The following is a 14,529-nucleotide window of genomic DNA, read 5'->3' as shown; positions in this document are numbered from 1 at the left end:
TGCACAACACGCGGAGCAGGCTCCGCCGACCATCTGACTTAGAGAGAAAGAGCATCTGGTATGCAGGTCCATAAGTACGACGTCGTTATTGTCGGTGCCGGCGGCGCCGGCATGCGCGCCGCGATCGAATCCGGTCAGCGCGCACGCACCGCAGTACTGACCAAGCTCTACCCCACCCGTTCCCACACCGGCGCAGCCCAGGGCGGCATGTGTGCAGCCCTGGCCAACGTCGAAGAGGACAACTGGGAGTGGCACACGTTCGACACCATCAAGGGCGGCGACTACCTGGTTGACCAGGACGCAGCCGAGGTCATGGCGAAGGAAGCCATCGACGCCGTGCTGGACCTTGAAAAGATGGGCCTGCCGTTCAACCGCACGCCCGAAGGCCGCATTGACCAGCGCCGTTTCGGTGGCCACACCCGTGACCACGGCAAGGCTCCGGTCCGCCGTGCCTGCTATGCAGCAGACCGCACGGGCCACATGATCCTGCAGACGCTGTATCAAAACTGCGTCAAGCACAACGTTGAGTTCTACAACGAGTACTACGTCCTGGACCTGCTGCTCGTCGAAGAAGACGCAGTGCGCGAAGACGGCACGCTGTACAAGCAGAAGCGTGTAGCCGGCGTTGTGTCCTACGACCTCGCTTCCGGCGAACTGCACGTCTTCCAGGCCAAGTCCGTGGTCTTCGCCTCCGGCGGCGCGGGCAAGGTCTTCAAGACCACCTCCAACGCCCACACCTTGACCGGTGACGGTATGGGCATCGCTTTCCGCCGGGGTATCCCGCTGGAAGACATGGAGTTCTTCCAGTTCCACCCGACCGGCCTTGCAGGCCTGGGCATCCTCCTCACCGAAGGTGCTCGCGGCGAAGGCGCCATCCTCCGCAACTCGGAGGGTGAACGCTTCATGGAGCGCTACGCCCCCACCATCAAAGACCTCGCCCCCCGCGACATCGTGGCCCGAGCCATGGCGAACGAAGTCCGCGAAGGCCGCGGGTGCGGTCCGAACAAGGACTACGTCCTTCTGGACCTGACCCACCTTGAGCCCGCGCACATCGAGGCCAAGCTGCCGGACATCACCGAGTTCGCCCGCACCTACCTGGGTGTGGAACCGTTCACCGAACCAGTACCGGTGTTCCCGACGGCGCACTACGCCATGGGCGGTATCCCCACGAACATCTCTACCGAGGTGCTGCAGGACAACGACACGATCGTGCCCGGCCTGTACGCCGCCGGCGAGGTCGCCTGCGTTTCGGTCCACGGCTCCAACCGCCTTGGTACCAACTCGCTCCTGGACATCAACGTCTTCGGCAAGCGTGCCGGCATTGCCGCGGCGGAATACTCCAAGACTGCCGACTTCGTCGAGCTGCCGGAGGATCCCGAAGCACACACCCGCACCATGCTGTCCGGTCTGCTGGACGGCAACGGAACCGAGCGTGTCGCGCAGATCCGCAAGGAACTGCAGGAAACCATGGACACCAACATGCAGGTGTTCCGCACCAAGGAATCCCTGGACCAGGTCCTCAACGACATCGCCGAATTCGAAGCGCGATACAAGAACGTGGTGGTCCAGGACAAGGGGAAGCGCTTCAACCTGGATCTTCTGGAGGCCGTGGAACTGGGCTTCCTCCTCGACATGGCGAAGGTCATGACGGTCGGTGCACTGCACCGTGAAGAGTCCCGCGGCGGCCACTACCGCGAGGACTTCCCGGACCGCGACGACGAGAAGTTCATGAAGCACTCCATGGCTTACAAGGACAGCTCGGTCACCACCGAATCGTCAGCCGAATCCGTAGCGGGCATCCGTCTTGAGACCAAGCCCGTTGTCTTTACCCGTTACGAGCCAATGGAGCGTAAGTACTAATGACGACCGAAATGGCTGAGCCGGCCTCCAAGATCGAGCTTCCTGCAGGTATTGGCGGAGGCGGGGAGATCCCCACCTTCAACATCACGCTGCGCGTTCGCCGCTATAACCCCGAGGTCTCGGAAGAGCCCGTATGGGAAGACCACCAGCTGACAATGTACGGCACGGACCGCGTGCTGGACGCACTGCACAAGGTTAAGTGGGAGATCGACGGTTCGCTGTCCTTCCGCCGCTCCTGTGCACACGGCATTTGCGGCTCCGATGCCATGCGCATCAACGGCCGCAACCGCCTCGCCTGCAAGACCCTGCTGAAGGACCTGGACACGTCCAAGCCCATCACCGTTGAGCCGATCAAGGGCCTCCCCGTGGAGAAGGACCTGATCGTGGACATGGAGCCGTTCTTCCAGTCCTTCCGCGAGGTTATGCCGTTCTTGATCAACAAAGGCCACGAACCCACCAAGGAGCGCCTGCAGTCGGTCGAGGACCGTGAGCGCTTTGACGACACCACCAAGTGCATCTTGTGCGCGGCGTGCACCTCGTCTTGCCCCGTGTTCTGGACGGACGGCCAGTACTTTGGCCCGGCCGCCATTGTGAATGCGCACCGCTTCATCTTCGATTCCCGCGACGATGCCGGTGACATGCGTTTGGAGATCCTCAACGACAAGGAAGGCGTGTGGCGCTGCCGCACCACCTTCAACTGCTCGGAGGCTTGCCCCCGCGGCATCCAGGTGACCCAGGCTATCGCTGAGGTCAAGCAGGCCATCCTGGCACGCAAGATCTAGTTTCCGAAGTTAGAGTACGACGACGGTGTCCCCCCTGAGCGGGGTACGCCGTCGTCGTTGTTTAAGAGTCGCACGGGAAAAGCCGGGCAACTCGCAAAGCGAAAGGCGGACAGGGTGTCCAAATCCATGAAGATCAGCTTCGAAGGCAGCACCGGAGACCTCCTGGCGGGGGTCGTGGACGTGCCTGAGGGCCCGGTCCGAGGCTGGGGTGTGTTCTCCCATGGTTTGACCCTCGGCAAGGACAGCCCCTCCGCCTCGCGCATCTGCAAGGGCTTGGCCGACCTTGGCGTCGGGATGCTTCGCTTCGACAACCTTGGACTGGGCGACTCCGCCGGCGAATGGTCCGCGGGATCGTTCAGCGTCAAAGTGGCAGACACCATCCGCGCCGCCGAGTTCATGCGTACCTCGGACAAGGAAATCTCCCTCTTGGTGGGCCACTCCTTTGGAGGGGCTGCCGTGCTGGCGGCCGCCCTCAACCTTCCCGAGGTACGGGCCGTGGCGACGGTCGGCGCCCCGTTCGAGCCCAGGCACGTGGAGCACATGTTCGACGCCGAAGTGAGCACTATCCTCAGCGAAGGCCGTGCGGAGGTCAACCTGGGCGGCAGGCGGATGGAGGTTCGCCGCCACTTTGTGGAAGACGTGGAGCGGGCCGACCTCAGCGACTGCATCCGTACGCTGCACAGACCCCTCATGGTCCTGCACTCCCCCACAGACAACACCGTGGGCATCGACAATGCCAGCGAGATCTTCCAAACGGCAAGGCACCCCCGGAGCTTCGTTTCGCTCGAAGGCAGCGACCACCTGCTGACGGGCAAGGGACAGGCCGCCCGGGTTGCCCGGATCATCTCAGCTTGGGCCGGACAGTACTTAGGCGACTAGGGCGTGTCTCCTCATGCTGTCAGCCAGATGCTGATGGCGCGGAGGACCGCGCCGCCCCGGTAGGTGAAAACGAGCTTGTCGTAGCGGGTGGCGAGCCCCCGCCACTGCGTGAAGGTGTTGAAGTTCCGCTCGACGACGTTCCGGCCTTTGAAGTCTTCCTTGTCAGAGGCCGGAGGTCGTCCGCGATTGACCTTCAGATGCTTCATCAGATAGGGGAACATCGGCGCGTCCCCTCCCTGACCCGGTGCGACCAGCAAGGTCAGCGGCCGGCCCTTCCCGTCGACCAGGGCATGGATCTTCGTGCTCAGCCCGCCGCGGGAACGGCCAATGGCATGATCGGGCCGGTTTAGCAAACAGATTCATGTAATTCGACGGGGCCCCCTATGGCGCGGGGAAGGTTCGTGCCGTGCTGGTAGGCACGGTTCACCGTCGAATCGACCGAGACCGACCAAATCCACCTCGCCCCGGGAATCCGCCACCGTCAGCAGCTTGGCCAGGATCTTCTCCCATGTACCGTCGCCGCTGTAGCGGCGGTGCCGCTTACAGATCGTCTGCCAGGGGCCGAATCCGCCAGGAACATCACGCCATGCGATCCGCACCGATACCGGTAAATGATGCCCTCGACCACACGCCGGTCATCCCGGAACGGACGACCGGCGACCATCGGATGAGGGCAGCAAAGGCTGGATGCGGGCCCACTGCCCATCAGCCGAAACAAAATCACGAGACACCCGTCCAGCATCCGGACCACCAGCCCGGACTTTAGGAGACACGCCCTACGCGCCGGCGCAGGTTCCCCGCGGGACCCGGTCTTGGTGCTCCTCGTACGTCGACTTCGAACAGCTTCCGGTCGTTTGGACCTGATGGCCCAACTGTCTTTGCGCTGCCGGAGTGCTGCGCTCATGTAAGCGAGGAACGGATCAGAGCCGTGGCTCCAATGGCGATGTATGCGACCGGGGCGAGACCTGCCGGCATTCGCCGCGCTGTCCCCGGACCTGGCGCAGCACGGGTGAGGAGGCAGGCAGTTGTGCACCACAAGAGAGTCATTGCCAGGAAGCAGGCCGCTGTCACGACTCCCGCAGCTTCATCGACGCCGTGGAACAGCGGGATGTACAGGGCCATGTTGTCTCCTCCGTTGGCGACCGTGATGCCAACGACTGCGAGTGTGGACCCGGCATCTGTTCTCGGGCGCTCCGCGCGGGGCTGTCTGTCCCGGCGCCGGAGTGACTTGAGTCCGATGACGATCGGGATCAGGGACAAGTACCGGATCCAGGATGTCGGCACGTCGTTCAGGACTTTGGCCGCGAGGAATGCTGCGGCAGTGAGCAATCCGATGCCGATGATCTGGCCCGCCCAGATCCGCACCGTGTTCCTGGCGCCCGTTGCCCGGTCCAGTGCGAAGAGCGCTGTCAGTACCACGAAGTCGTCGAGATTGGTTGCGGCGTAGGTTCCTGCGGCGGTGGCGAGGATACCGGCGTCCATCGCTGCCTCTCAGAGCAGGGCGAAGACGGCGCAGGCGCTGCCTGCAAGGCACCCAACGCCAGCCCGGTCGGTTGAGAAAGCCCGGGCAGAAGCCATGATCTCGACGAGCTGATCCTCGGGCGCGGTTCTAATGGCTCGCTCGCCGCGCGGCATGGTCCGTTTGCAGCCGGGAACCTTCAGGGCGGTGCGCCTGGGCCTGTCGCCGCGCACTAGTCTCAACGTGTTCAGCAGCCCTTGATCAAACGAGCGGGTGCCAGACCGCTCGATGCCTGTGCGAGTCGGGGGCTGTGTTCTGCGATGCGAGCAGGCATTGCCGGCTGGTCTGAGCGCGCGATCTGCAGGTCCATGAGAGTGGGGGGCTCGGCGCCGGCCCGGGAGACCGTGACGGCGGCTGCCTGAGCCGCCAGGGTCCCCGCGGCCGCCAGTTCGGAATTCTTGAAGGGCGGTCGTCCCAGGCTGAGGAGTGCCGTGAGGAGGGCGGACATATAACTGTCTCCAGCGCCTACCGTGTCCTGAACTGTTGTTGAGACTGGCTCGATCCCGATGATGTCGCCGCCGGATACTAGGAAGGAACCTCCGGCTCCTGCCGTCACGGCGACAACAGGACCATTGCCGGCTATCGTTCTGGCCGCCTCTTGCGCAGTGAGGCTTGGGTAGAGGTAGGCGGCATCCTCGTCGCTGAGCTTGACGATATCGGAGAGGGCCACGAGGCGTTCGAAGCGGGCCAATGCGCTGGCCGGATCTCCGGTCAGGGCCGGTCGAATATTGGGGTCGAAGCTGACAGTCGCGTGCTGGCCGAGTTCGCGGACGATCTCCTCTACCCGGTCTGCGCCAGGGGCGAGGAATGCCGCCACCGAGCCGACGTGAATGTGATCAACTTCCGGGAGTGCAGCTTCGACCGGGAGGCACCAGTCCAAATCGAACGTGTAGCGGGCTGCACCATCGCTCTGGATGTCCGCCAGTGCCGTGGACGTCACCGGGAGGGACCAAGACTCGGTCAGGATCTCAACGCCGGAGGCGCGAAGGCGGGCCGCGATCGCCTCGCCGCGTGCGTCTCGGCCCAGAGCGGTGAGGAACGATGTTACGACGCCAAGCCGCGCGAGTCCGAGGGCCACGTTCGCCGGAGAGCCTCCAGGGTGTTCGCTGATCCCTTCGGCGGTGTCGATGATGTCTGTCAGGGCCTCGCCCACAACCAACACTTGCTTTCCTGGCCAAGCCCCGGACGCCATCTTTTGGGTGTTCCCGAGGCTGGTTTCGGTAACCTCCCGGCTCCCGCTATCGGGCGCCCGCTGATCAGCTACGGTCGGGTGTTGCATCTGGACTCCTTAAGTTGAATATGGTTCGAAGGTTGCCGCGGGCTCATGGCGCCGTGAAGGGGATCAGGCCCTCTCACACAAGACGCTGGCTCTCTGCTCCCACCCCGAGGACGCGGCCGTTGGCAGAGGATTCGTCCGGTCTGACTTTTCCGCAGGACGGACAGGCAGGTCCCTCAGGGGTGGTGCGTCCTCAGGTCGCGTTCCACGATTGTTCTGTGTGGAGCCTCTTCGCTCAGCTCTACGGTCAGCGTCTGACGGTCGTGGCGTGAAACAAGGATTCCCAGGCCAGGGTGCCCGTTGACTGCATCGATTGCGGCGTCGATGGCCTGGTCCAGTTTCACGTCAAGGTCCCTCCGTCGTGCCAAATGAATGGAAACCGAATAGATTGCCCCGTCTCGTTGGCCTGCCATTGAACTCCTTCTTCCGTGTGCCGCGCGTTGGGGCGTTGCTCTTTGTATGGCGTCTACGGGACCCGGCTTTTCGGCATAGGGGAATCAAGGCGTGCGAGCTGGCAGATCGCGGGCTGGTCCCACCCCCACGGTGGCTTGTTGGACATGGCTTCTTTGGCAGGACCCTCACGGGTTGTTCTCCGGTCCCCGCACCAGGCCTGCCTAACGGGGCGGGAACCTTCCATTCAATAGCGGCAGTCGCCGGAGTCTAGCCTTTGACCGCGCCGACAGTCATTCCGGCAATGACCTGCTTCTGGAAGAGCGCATAGATGACGAGCTGGGGCAACAGCACGAGAGTCGCGGCCGCCATCATGCCCCCGTAATCGACCGTGTACTGTCCTTGGAATCGCGATACTGCCAGCGAAACAGTCACCATATCCGGATTGTTGATCAGGATGGACGCGAAGGGGAATTCATTGAAGACATAGACCACGTTGAAGATGAGGATCGTCGCGATTACCGGTCGCATCAGCGGCAGCACGACGGTCCAGCAGAGCCTTCCGAGCCCTGCACCATCGATGATTGCCGCTTCCTCGAGTTCGGACGGAAACTCCCTCAGGAAACCGGTCAGCAGCAGTGTATTAAACGGAATGGACACCGCGATGTAGGGCAGGATCAGCGCTGCGTACGTTCCGAATACACCGAACGCCAGGTCGAGGCGGTAGACGGGGAAAAGCAGGATGTAAACAGGCACCGCAAGGCCGGCGAGGATGTAGAAACGCAGGCTCGACTGGACTCTCCGGTGCCGGAATATCATCCGCGTCAATGCAAACGCGGCCGTGAATGAGATCGCCGTTCCGACGGTGACAGCGACGACGGCGATCAGGACGGTGTTCCCGTACATTTTCAGCAGCGGCAGCGACCCGATGACCGTCAGGTAGTTGTCAAGAGTCAGATTGGTGAGTGAGAACGGGTTTCCGAGGATGTTCCCGCTTGGCTGGAATGAGAGCAGGACGATCCAGAGGAGCGGGAGGATGACGAGGAAGGTGATCAAGTAGGCGACGGCGCCCGAGGCGATCGCCGCGGCCCTCCGCCGGGTCCGTTTCGGCTTCTGATGGTCCGGGGTTGTCCCGGCCAAATCGGTGCTCATGGATTCATCGATGATGTCGGTCGAGGTGGTTCTCATGCTGTCTTCCGCTCGCGCGAGAGGGCCAGGTATGCAACGGAAACGACTGCGCCCAGCACCGTGATGATGACGGCCAGGGCCATGCCCAGGCCATATCTCTGGTTGGTGAAGGTGGTGAAGTACATGTAGCTGACGAGGGTTTCGGATCGGTGGACAGGACCGCCGCCGGTGAGCATGTAGACGAGTTCGAATATCTTGAAGACGCTTGTGATCATCAGGATTGTGACGATCGCAAATGTCTCGCGCATCATCGGAATGGTGACGTAGCGAAGCTGCTGAAACCCGGTGGCGCCGTCGAGTTCGCTGGCTTCCATGACATCCTCGGGCAGCACTTGCCGACCCGCGTAGAAGATCGTCATGGCGAAGCCGATGCTGCCCCAGATGAAGACCAGCGCAACCGCGTATGGCGTCAGGGTGTCCCCGCCGATCCATTGGACAGGCCCCATCCCCATGAAACCCAGCAGCCGATTGAGAAGGCCGATCTTCGGGTCGAGGATGAAGACCCAGATCAGCCCGACGAGGATCGGCGCGATGATAGCCGGACCGAAGACGAGGGCGCGAAGAGCCCCGCCGCCGGGGACCTTGCGGCGGAGGAGAAGCGCGAGAGCGAAGGATCCGGGGACCAGCAAGACGATGCTGACGATGAGAATGATGACGGTGTTCTGCAGCGCCCGCCAGAAGAAGGGGTCCTGCCCCAGCGAAATGTAATTCTGGAGGCCGATGAACTCAGGGTTTCCGAATCCTTGGAACTTGGTGAAGCTGAAGCCAAGGGAGTAGATGACGGGGTAGACGAGGAACAGGGTGAAGAGGATCAGCGCTGGTGCGATCATCGCGAGGATCTTCCAGCGGGAACTTATCCATGTCACGGGTTGACACTTTCTGCTGTAGAGGGACTGCCGGTGGCTCTGACCTCGAGAGCCAGAGCCACCGATCAGCTACTTGGACTGGACCGCGGCCTGTACCAGGTCGACGGCCTGCTGGGGCGTGAGTTGGTTCTGAATCACGCCGTAGATGCTGTCATACATTGCGTTGGCGACCGGGGTCGATACCAGGAGGTCAGGCTGGGACTCCGGGCTCGAAACGCCGGGGGCGTTGGCCGCGTCCAGGGCGGCCTTCAACGCACTCTGAGACGACGGGTCCACCTTCGGCTTGTAGGTCGTGACCGGGGGCTGTCCGTTGTCAACAAGCATCTGCTGGGCTTCGTCGCCGTAGTAGAAGGCGATGAACTTCTTGACGGCGGCGAGCTTGGCGTTGTCCTTTGAGACCTTCGCACTGACAACAAGGGGCGCGGAGGCGACGTTCATGATGATGTTCTGGTTGCCGACGCCGTCTTTGAACTGGGGACCGGCCCAGAAACCCACGTTCCCGGCAACGGAAGACTTCTGAATGGCGCCCGAGCCCCAAACGCCCGCGTCGAGCATGGCCGCCTTGCCGCTGGTGAACTGGTCCACTGCCTGCTGGTAGGTCTGGGTCGAGACGTTGGACGCGAATGCTCCTGCGTCCCGGAGCTCGGCAATGTGCTGGTAGAGGCGAAGGAAGTCCGCATTGTTGAAGCTTCCAGTGCCATTGAGGATGCCGTCGATCTTGTCGGCGTAGCCGAAGCGGTCCAGATCCGTGAGGAAGCTCCACACGCTGAAGGCAGACTGATTGGCCCCGTTAGAGATGGTGGTGATCCCCTTTTCCTTCAGCTTCTTGGCAACAGCCAGGAGATCGTCGAACGTGACGGGAACCTGGAGCCCGTTATCCTGCAGGATCTTCTTGTTGTACCAGAGGCCGGTGAGGAGTCCCTGGTAAGGGACTCCGTAGATGGCGTCGCCGGACGTGAAGTTGGACACCGTGCTCTTGGGGAACTTGTCGCTCAGGCCAAGCTCGCTGAGGACCGGGGAGAGATTCATCAGCTTCCCGCCCTTGAGCATGTCTTCGGCGTTGGACTTGTACACCCAGAAGACATCAGGCAGCGTATCGCTCTGCGCGGCAATGGAGAGCTTCTGCAGATGCTCGGCCACAGCCTCACCTGTGACCTCCATTTTGATGTTGGGATTCGCTTTCTCGAAGGCCTGGATGATGGCCCAGGTGGCAGGGTCGGCCGTCTTGACGTCGGGGTTCTGCATAGACAGCGAGATTGTGGTCGGGCCGTCAGATGCCGACGAATTCGACGAACAGCCTACGAGGCTGCCTATAGCGGCTGCAGTCACAAGGACTGCCGCGGCAAGGCGTCGGGCCCGTCCGGCGGTGGTGATTGAGAAGGACACTTTCATCTCCTTTGACGAGTGAGAGGGCGCTGGTGCCCTCTCGAATTCGGGTGGTTGGGTGCCCGCCGAAGGGGGAGTGAACGAGCTACCCAAAGTCCTTTTTGTCGAAACGTTTGCGCGAAACGTTTGTCTGACGTTAGAACGCGGTGCTGTGATTGTCAAGCATCGGACTAGTAGATGGCCGGTTGCCGGCGGTAGTCTTCCGTGGACTCGCGCCATTCGATGCGCTGCTGCAGTCTGACGGTGCGCGGACTTGCCTCGGGGTTGCGGAGCCGCTCAACGAGCAGGTGCACTGCCGCAGCCCCCATGTCGAAGGCGGGCTGCCTGGCGGTGGTGAGTCGCGGCTGGAACAGGTCCGAATTGTCAAAGCCATCGAAGGTTGCGAAAGCGACGTCGTGGGGTGTCGATATTCCCGCACGGGCCATGGTCCGCAGGCTGAGGGCAGCCAGGGGGGTGCTGCAGGCTATGATCGCGGTGATTTGCCCGGTGTGGAGGGAGTTTTCGAGCTCCTCCGCCAGTGCTTCTCTGTCTGTTCCGGTGATGATGAGCTGTTCGTCAGGGGCGAGGCGCCCCTCGTGCGAGGCATCCGTAAAGCCGCCCATGCGTTCCTGGAGCACTGGCACGCGGACGTCTCCGGCCACGAGGGCGAAGCGCCTGTGGCCGGAGGCGATCATGTGCGTTACCAGCTGGCGCATGGTTTCCCGGTTGTCTGCGCCGACTTGGTCGAAGGGGAGTTGGGAGAAGATGCGGTCCAGGAGGATCGTGGGCGGCTTCTCCTGTTCCAGGGCCTGGAGCAGGGCGGGGTCCGACTCCGCTGCCCTGGCGAGGATCAGTCCGTCCACGCGTCGGTTCAGGAGGGTCTGGACGGCTTTCCTTTCCCGGTCGGCGTTCTCGGCAGAGTTCGCCAGAACGAGGGTGAGGCCGTTTTCGACGGCGGCATGCTCGACTCCGTGGACCATTTCGGCGAAGGCCGGCTCGCCGGCATCTGAAACCACGAGGCCGATGGTATCGGTCTGGGAACGCCGGAGTGCTCTTGCCAGTGCATCCTGCCGGTAGCCAGTGGACGCAATTGCCGCAAGGACGCGCTTTCGCGTCTCCGGCTCCACGTTGCGGGTTCCATTCAGCACGTGCGAGACCGTGGATATGGACACCTTGGCCTTGCGTGCAACTTCAACCATGGTCGCCATTGCTCACCTCATCATCTAGCGGCGCATCGTTTGCGCAAGTTTGGCACTACCTTACTCCAGCTCTGGAACCTCCATGTCGCCGGGGAAACGGTGGCCCAGTTGCGCTTGTTACTGGAATGAGCCTATCATCCAGTCACGCAAACGTTTCGATGCTTCCGACCCTTTGCAGAAGGCAGAGACGGACCCGGGAGTACAAGGAAGGACAACGGTGACCGAAAACCACACGCCAGCGGGCATCCTCGGGGATTTGACCCGGGCCCATCGCGCACGCACAGCACGGGCGTCAAGCTTTGACCAGACTGGCCGGAACAGGGACAACTGGATCGTCATGCCCGGTGAGGAAAGGACGCTGGCCGATATTGAAGGCCCGGGGTACATCACTCACATCTGGATGACCCAGTCATGCCGGAACCAGCCGGGGCCCGGACAGATCGATCCGAACGTCGTCGGGGTCCCGATGCTGGAGATCCATAACGCCCTGGGCGTGAGTTGGGAAGTCGTTGACCCTGACTACTACCGGAAGATTGTTCTGAAGATGTATTGGGACGACCAGGAGACGCCGAGTGTGGTCGCGCCGCTTGGTGATTTCTTCGGCCTGATGAACTCCCTCTCCGGCTCGTATGACTCACTGCCGCTTTCTGTCTCCGCCAAGGAACCGGAGCTTCACACCTTCGGCGGGTCCGCAGCCTTCAACAGCTACTTCCGCATGCCCTTCGGAAAGCGTGCGAGGATCGTCGTCGAGAACCAGAACGACATCCCGTATCTTCAGTATTTCTACATTGACTACGAGCTCGTCAAGGAGCCGCTTCCCGAGGACACTCTCTACTTCCACGCACACTGGCGTCGTGCCCTACCCAGCGGCTGGGCACCTGACCTGCAGGCCAACAGCATCGAAACCACCGTGGCGAATCTCGACGGCAAAGACAACTACGTCGCGCTCGAGACTGAAGGCCGCGGCCACTACGTCGGGTGCACACTGGCTGTCCGCCACTTCCAGGGCTCCTGGTGGGGTGAGGGTGACGACATGATCTTCATCGACGACGACACCTGGCCCCCGAGCCTTCACGGAACAGGAATGGAAGACTACTTCGGGCACGCCTGGGGCATGCAGCACAACGCGTACCAATTCAACGGAACCATCGTCCACGAAGAGAACGTTCCCGGGTTCCACCACAGCTACCGCTTCCATATGGTCGATCCCATCCGTTTCGAAAAGCGGATCAAGGTCACTTTCGAGCACGGTCACGGCAACCATCTCTCGGACGACTGGTCGTCAACCGCGTATTGGTATCAGACTCTTCCCTCGCCGATCCTAGGCATTCCCGGTGTGGAGGAGCGGCTGCCGCTGCGGCCGATCGACCGCGTGATCCAGGCTCCTCTTCCGGAACTGAACGAGGAACAACAGCTGGCCCGTGCCGCCGCTGCCAAGCGAATGGAGGATTTCGTGGCCAAGCGCGATGCCCTTCGTGAAGAGCGGCGTCTGCAGGTCGATGAATGGGAGCAGGGAAACGTCGAGATTGCCCGCGCCATCCGGGCCCGTTTCGATGGGGAGGAAAGCTGATGCGGCCGGCATTCCATTTCGTCGCCGAGAGTGGCTGGATCAATGACCCGCACGGCATCACCGTCAAAGACGGTGAATACCATCTCTTCTACCAGTATGTTCCCGACAGCACCATTTGGGCCCCCAACTGCCACTGGGGTCACGCCCGTGGATCGGACCTGTTCTCGCTTGAACAGCTGCCGGTCGCGATCGAACCAGGCGACGGCGACGAGGGTATCTGGACGGGCTCTCTCGTCACCGATGACAACGGAGATACCCGCATCTTCTACACCTCGACGGCACAACCGAACATCGGCATCGGCCGCATTCGAGTCGCTTCCCCCGTGGACACGTCTTGGATCGAATGGCAGAAGGGAGACTTTGTCGCCGACGCACCCCCGGGCCTCGACATCGTCGCGTATCGAGACCCGTTCCTCGTCAAAGAGGCAACAGGCTGGCGGATGTTCGTTGGAGCGGGGTCATCTGATGGCACCGCCATGGCGCTCAGCTACAGCTCAGCCGACCTTGATACCTGGGAATACGAGGGTGTTGCCCTCCACCGTTCGACCGATGATCGAGAGCCGGTATGGCTGGGGGCACTGTGGGAATGCCCGCAGATCTTCGACATCGACGGCCGCCATCTGATGGTCTCCTCGGTCTGGGATGATGACGTACTGCATTACGCAGGCTATGCCGTGGGCAGTTACGCCGACGGACGCTTCGAGGCGAGTTCCTGGGGTCGCCTTACCTACGGCCCCAGCTACTACGCGCCGTCATTCTTCCGTGATGCACAAGGCCGGCCGTGTCTGACGTTCTGGATGCGTGGCGTCGCCGATCTGGATTCGGGCTGGGCAAGTGCCCACAGCGTCCCTCATGTGCTCACCCTCGAGGAGAACCGGCTGGTCGCGACTCCGCATCCGGACCTCGAGAAGTACAGATCCTCAGCCGTTGTCGGTGGCGATCTTCCCGGACTTTCCGGGGACATCGTATGGTCTCCCTCGACCGGGGAATCGCTGCGAGTCACATCGGCCGGGATAACCGTCTTCGTTCTCGACGCCGATTCCCAGAATCTCATCGCAAAGACCGAGGCCGAAACCTTCGAAGTCCCCTACCTTGGGGGTGATGTCCGGATCATCCTCGACGCTCAAGCAATCGAGGTCTCGTCGACGTGGGGAATTCTCGCGTTCGCAGCTGCGCCAGAGGGCCCAACGTACAGCGTGGACGCGCTCGACGCGACGGTCTACCCTCTAGTCCGCCGGGGATGAGCGACGGCCACGGCAAGTCGTCATCATTGTCTGGAACACCCCCGGCGTCCGCCGACAGGCACGGACCAGCCGACAAGAGGGCGTCCTCCTGGCAAGAAAGTCCGCAAAAGCAGCCGGTAGCACAGGCCCGAAGAATGGACACACAGGGCTGACCCACGGAAGGGGTGGGTTGGCATGGTCGTTGCAACACCCAGAAATTTTGGGTCTTGCAACGACCATGCCTCGTTAAAGATTCCGGAAGGGGGATGCCCCGAATTCCGCTCACGGCTTCCTCCCATTAGACAACGCCACGGGGACTAACGTCGGGACGCCCTGTCGGAGGATCTTATATCCAATGTTGTCTCGGGTCCGGCGGTTCCTGCACGGAACCGACCTTGTTTATGGGCTGGTC

The 14,529-nt window shown here is 62.1% G+C and carries 12 protein-coding genes and 1 pseudogene; 5 read left to right on the top strand and 8 right to left on the bottom strand.

The genetic code is table 11. The features are described 5' to 3' along the window. Nucleotides 1-60 precede the first annotated feature (60 nt). The 3 genes from sdhA (at nt 61) to AC1DLO_RS13330 (ending at nt 3,521) form a co-directional block, all read left to right on the top strand. Nucleotides 61-1,860, top strand: a complete 1,800-nt coding sequence (sdhA, locus tag AC1DLO_RS13340) for a succinate dehydrogenase flavoprotein subunit (RefSeq protein ID WP_476890260.1) — start codon at nt 61-63, stop codon at nt 1,858-1,860. Next, the gene (locus AC1DLO_RS13335; protein ID WP_476890259.1) at nt 1,860-2,642 is read left to right on the top strand and encodes a succinate dehydrogenase iron-sulfur subunit; all 783 of its coding nucleotides are present in this window, start codon (nt 1,860-1,862) and stop codon (nt 2,640-2,642) included. The genes sdhA and AC1DLO_RS13335 overlap by 1 nt, the downstream gene beginning before the upstream one ends. A gap of 114 nt (nt 2,643-2,756) precedes the next feature. Continuing rightward, the gene (locus tag AC1DLO_RS13330; protein WP_476890258.1) at nt 2,757-3,521 is read left to right on the top strand and encodes an alpha/beta hydrolase family protein; all 765 of its coding nucleotides are present in this window, start codon (nt 2,757-2,759) and stop codon (nt 3,519-3,521) included. 11 nt (nt 3,522-3,532) lie between these two features. Here the strand turns inward: AC1DLO_RS13330 and AC1DLO_RS13325 are convergent. The 8 genes and pseudogenes from AC1DLO_RS13325 to AC1DLO_RS13290 all read right to left on the bottom strand — a co-directional run bounded on the left by AC1DLO_RS13325 (nt 3,533) and on the right by AC1DLO_RS13290 (nt 11,333). Next, nucleotides 3,533-4,252, bottom strand: a pseudogene (locus AC1DLO_RS13325) (IS5 family transposase). A 169-nt stretch (nt 4,253-4,421) separates the two neighbouring features. Next, nucleotides 4,422-5,003 (bottom strand): cadmium resistance transporter, encoded by a 582-nt coding sequence (locus AC1DLO_RS13320; protein ID WP_476890257.1) that lies wholly within the window; start codon nt 5,001-5,003, stop codon nt 4,422-4,424. A gap of 224 nt (nt 5,004-5,227) precedes the next feature. Then, the gene (locus tag AC1DLO_RS13315; protein WP_476890256.1) at nt 5,228-6,319 is read right to left on the bottom strand and encodes a PfkB family carbohydrate kinase; all 1,092 of its coding nucleotides are present in this window, start codon (nt 6,317-6,319) and stop codon (nt 5,228-5,230) included. A gap of 173 nt (nt 6,320-6,492) precedes the next feature. Then, nucleotides 6,493-6,729, bottom strand: coding sequence for a hypothetical protein (locus AC1DLO_RS13310; protein WP_476890255.1), 237 nt, complete (start codon nt 6,727-6,729; stop codon nt 6,493-6,495). A gap of 247 nt (nt 6,730-6,976) precedes the next feature. After that, entirely contained in the window at nt 6,977-7,894 is a 918-nt protein-coding gene (locus AC1DLO_RS13305; protein WP_476890254.1) for a carbohydrate ABC transporter permease, read from the bottom strand. Continuing rightward, nucleotides 7,891-8,760, bottom strand: coding sequence for a carbohydrate ABC transporter permease (locus tag AC1DLO_RS13300; RefSeq protein ID WP_476890253.1), 870 nt, complete (start codon nt 8,758-8,760; stop codon nt 7,891-7,893). The genes AC1DLO_RS13305 and AC1DLO_RS13300 overlap by 4 nt, the downstream gene beginning before the upstream one ends. Before the next feature lie 69 nt (nt 8,761-8,829). Further along, entirely contained in the window at nt 8,830-10,146 is a 1,317-nt protein-coding gene (locus AC1DLO_RS13295) for an ABC transporter substrate-binding protein (protein WP_476890252.1), read from the bottom strand. A 170-nt stretch (nt 10,147-10,316) separates the two neighbouring features. Beyond that, nucleotides 10,317-11,333 carry a LacI family DNA-binding transcriptional regulator gene (locus tag AC1DLO_RS13290; protein ID WP_476914494.1) on the bottom strand — a complete coding sequence of 339 codons (1,017 nt, stop codon included), beginning with the start codon at nt 11,331-11,333 and terminating at the stop codon, nt 10,317-10,319. 208 nt (nt 11,334-11,541) lie between these two features. On the opposite strand from AC1DLO_RS13290, the gene AC1DLO_RS13285 reads away from it, so the two are divergent. Together AC1DLO_RS13285 and AC1DLO_RS13280 are read left to right on the top strand one after the other, a co-directional pair. Next, nucleotides 11,542-12,894: a glycoside hydrolase family 172 protein gene (locus tag AC1DLO_RS13285; protein WP_476890250.1), complete on the top strand. Its 1,353-nt coding sequence runs from the start codon at nt 11,542-11,544 to the stop codon at nt 12,892-12,894. After that, on the top strand, nt 12,894-14,138 hold the full coding sequence (locus AC1DLO_RS13280; protein ID WP_476890249.1) for a glycoside hydrolase family 32 protein: 1,245 nt from the start codon (nt 12,894-12,896) through the stop codon (nt 14,136-14,138). The genes AC1DLO_RS13285 and AC1DLO_RS13280 overlap by 1 nt, the downstream gene beginning before the upstream one ends. Nucleotides 14,139-14,529: the final 391 nt, after the last annotated feature.

It is taken from the genome of Arthrobacter sp. 01T419 (assembly GCF_056398865.1).
Note: the sequence above shows the minus strand (reverse complement) of the source record. Positions and strands in the feature narration are given on the sequence as shown.

What these genes read in the sequence shown, in the direction of transcription:
- AC1DLO_RS13315 (WP_476890256.1), bottom strand. Translation starts at nt 6,319, where the DNA reads ATGCAACACCCGACCGTAGCTGATCAGCGGGCGCCCGATAGCGGGAGC.
- AC1DLO_RS13335 (WP_476890259.1), top strand. Translation starts at nt 1,860, where the DNA reads ATGACGACCGAAATGGCTGAGCCGGCCTCCAAGATCGAGCTTCCTGCA.
- AC1DLO_RS13320 (WP_476890257.1), bottom strand. Translation starts at nt 5,003, where the DNA reads ATGGACGCCGGTATCCTCGCCACCGCCGCAGGAACCTACGCCGCAACC.
- AC1DLO_RS13305 (WP_476890254.1), bottom strand. Translation starts at nt 7,894, where the DNA reads ATGAGAACCACCTCGACCGACATCATCGATGAATCCATGAGCACCGAT.
- AC1DLO_RS13310 (WP_476890255.1), bottom strand. Translation starts at nt 6,729, where the DNA reads ATGGCAGGCCAACGAGACGGGGCAATCTATTCGGTTTCCATTCATTTG.
- sdhA (WP_476890260.1), top strand. Translation starts at nt 61, where the DNA reads ATGCAGGTCCATAAGTACGACGTCGTTATTGTCGGTGCCGGCGGCGCC.
- AC1DLO_RS13290 (WP_476914494.1), bottom strand. Translation starts at nt 11,333, where the DNA reads ATGGCGACCATGGTTGAAGTTGCACGCAAGGCCAAGGTGTCCATATCC.
- AC1DLO_RS13280 (WP_476890249.1), top strand. Translation starts at nt 12,894, where the DNA reads ATGCGGCCGGCATTCCATTTCGTCGCCGAGAGTGGCTGGATCAATGAC.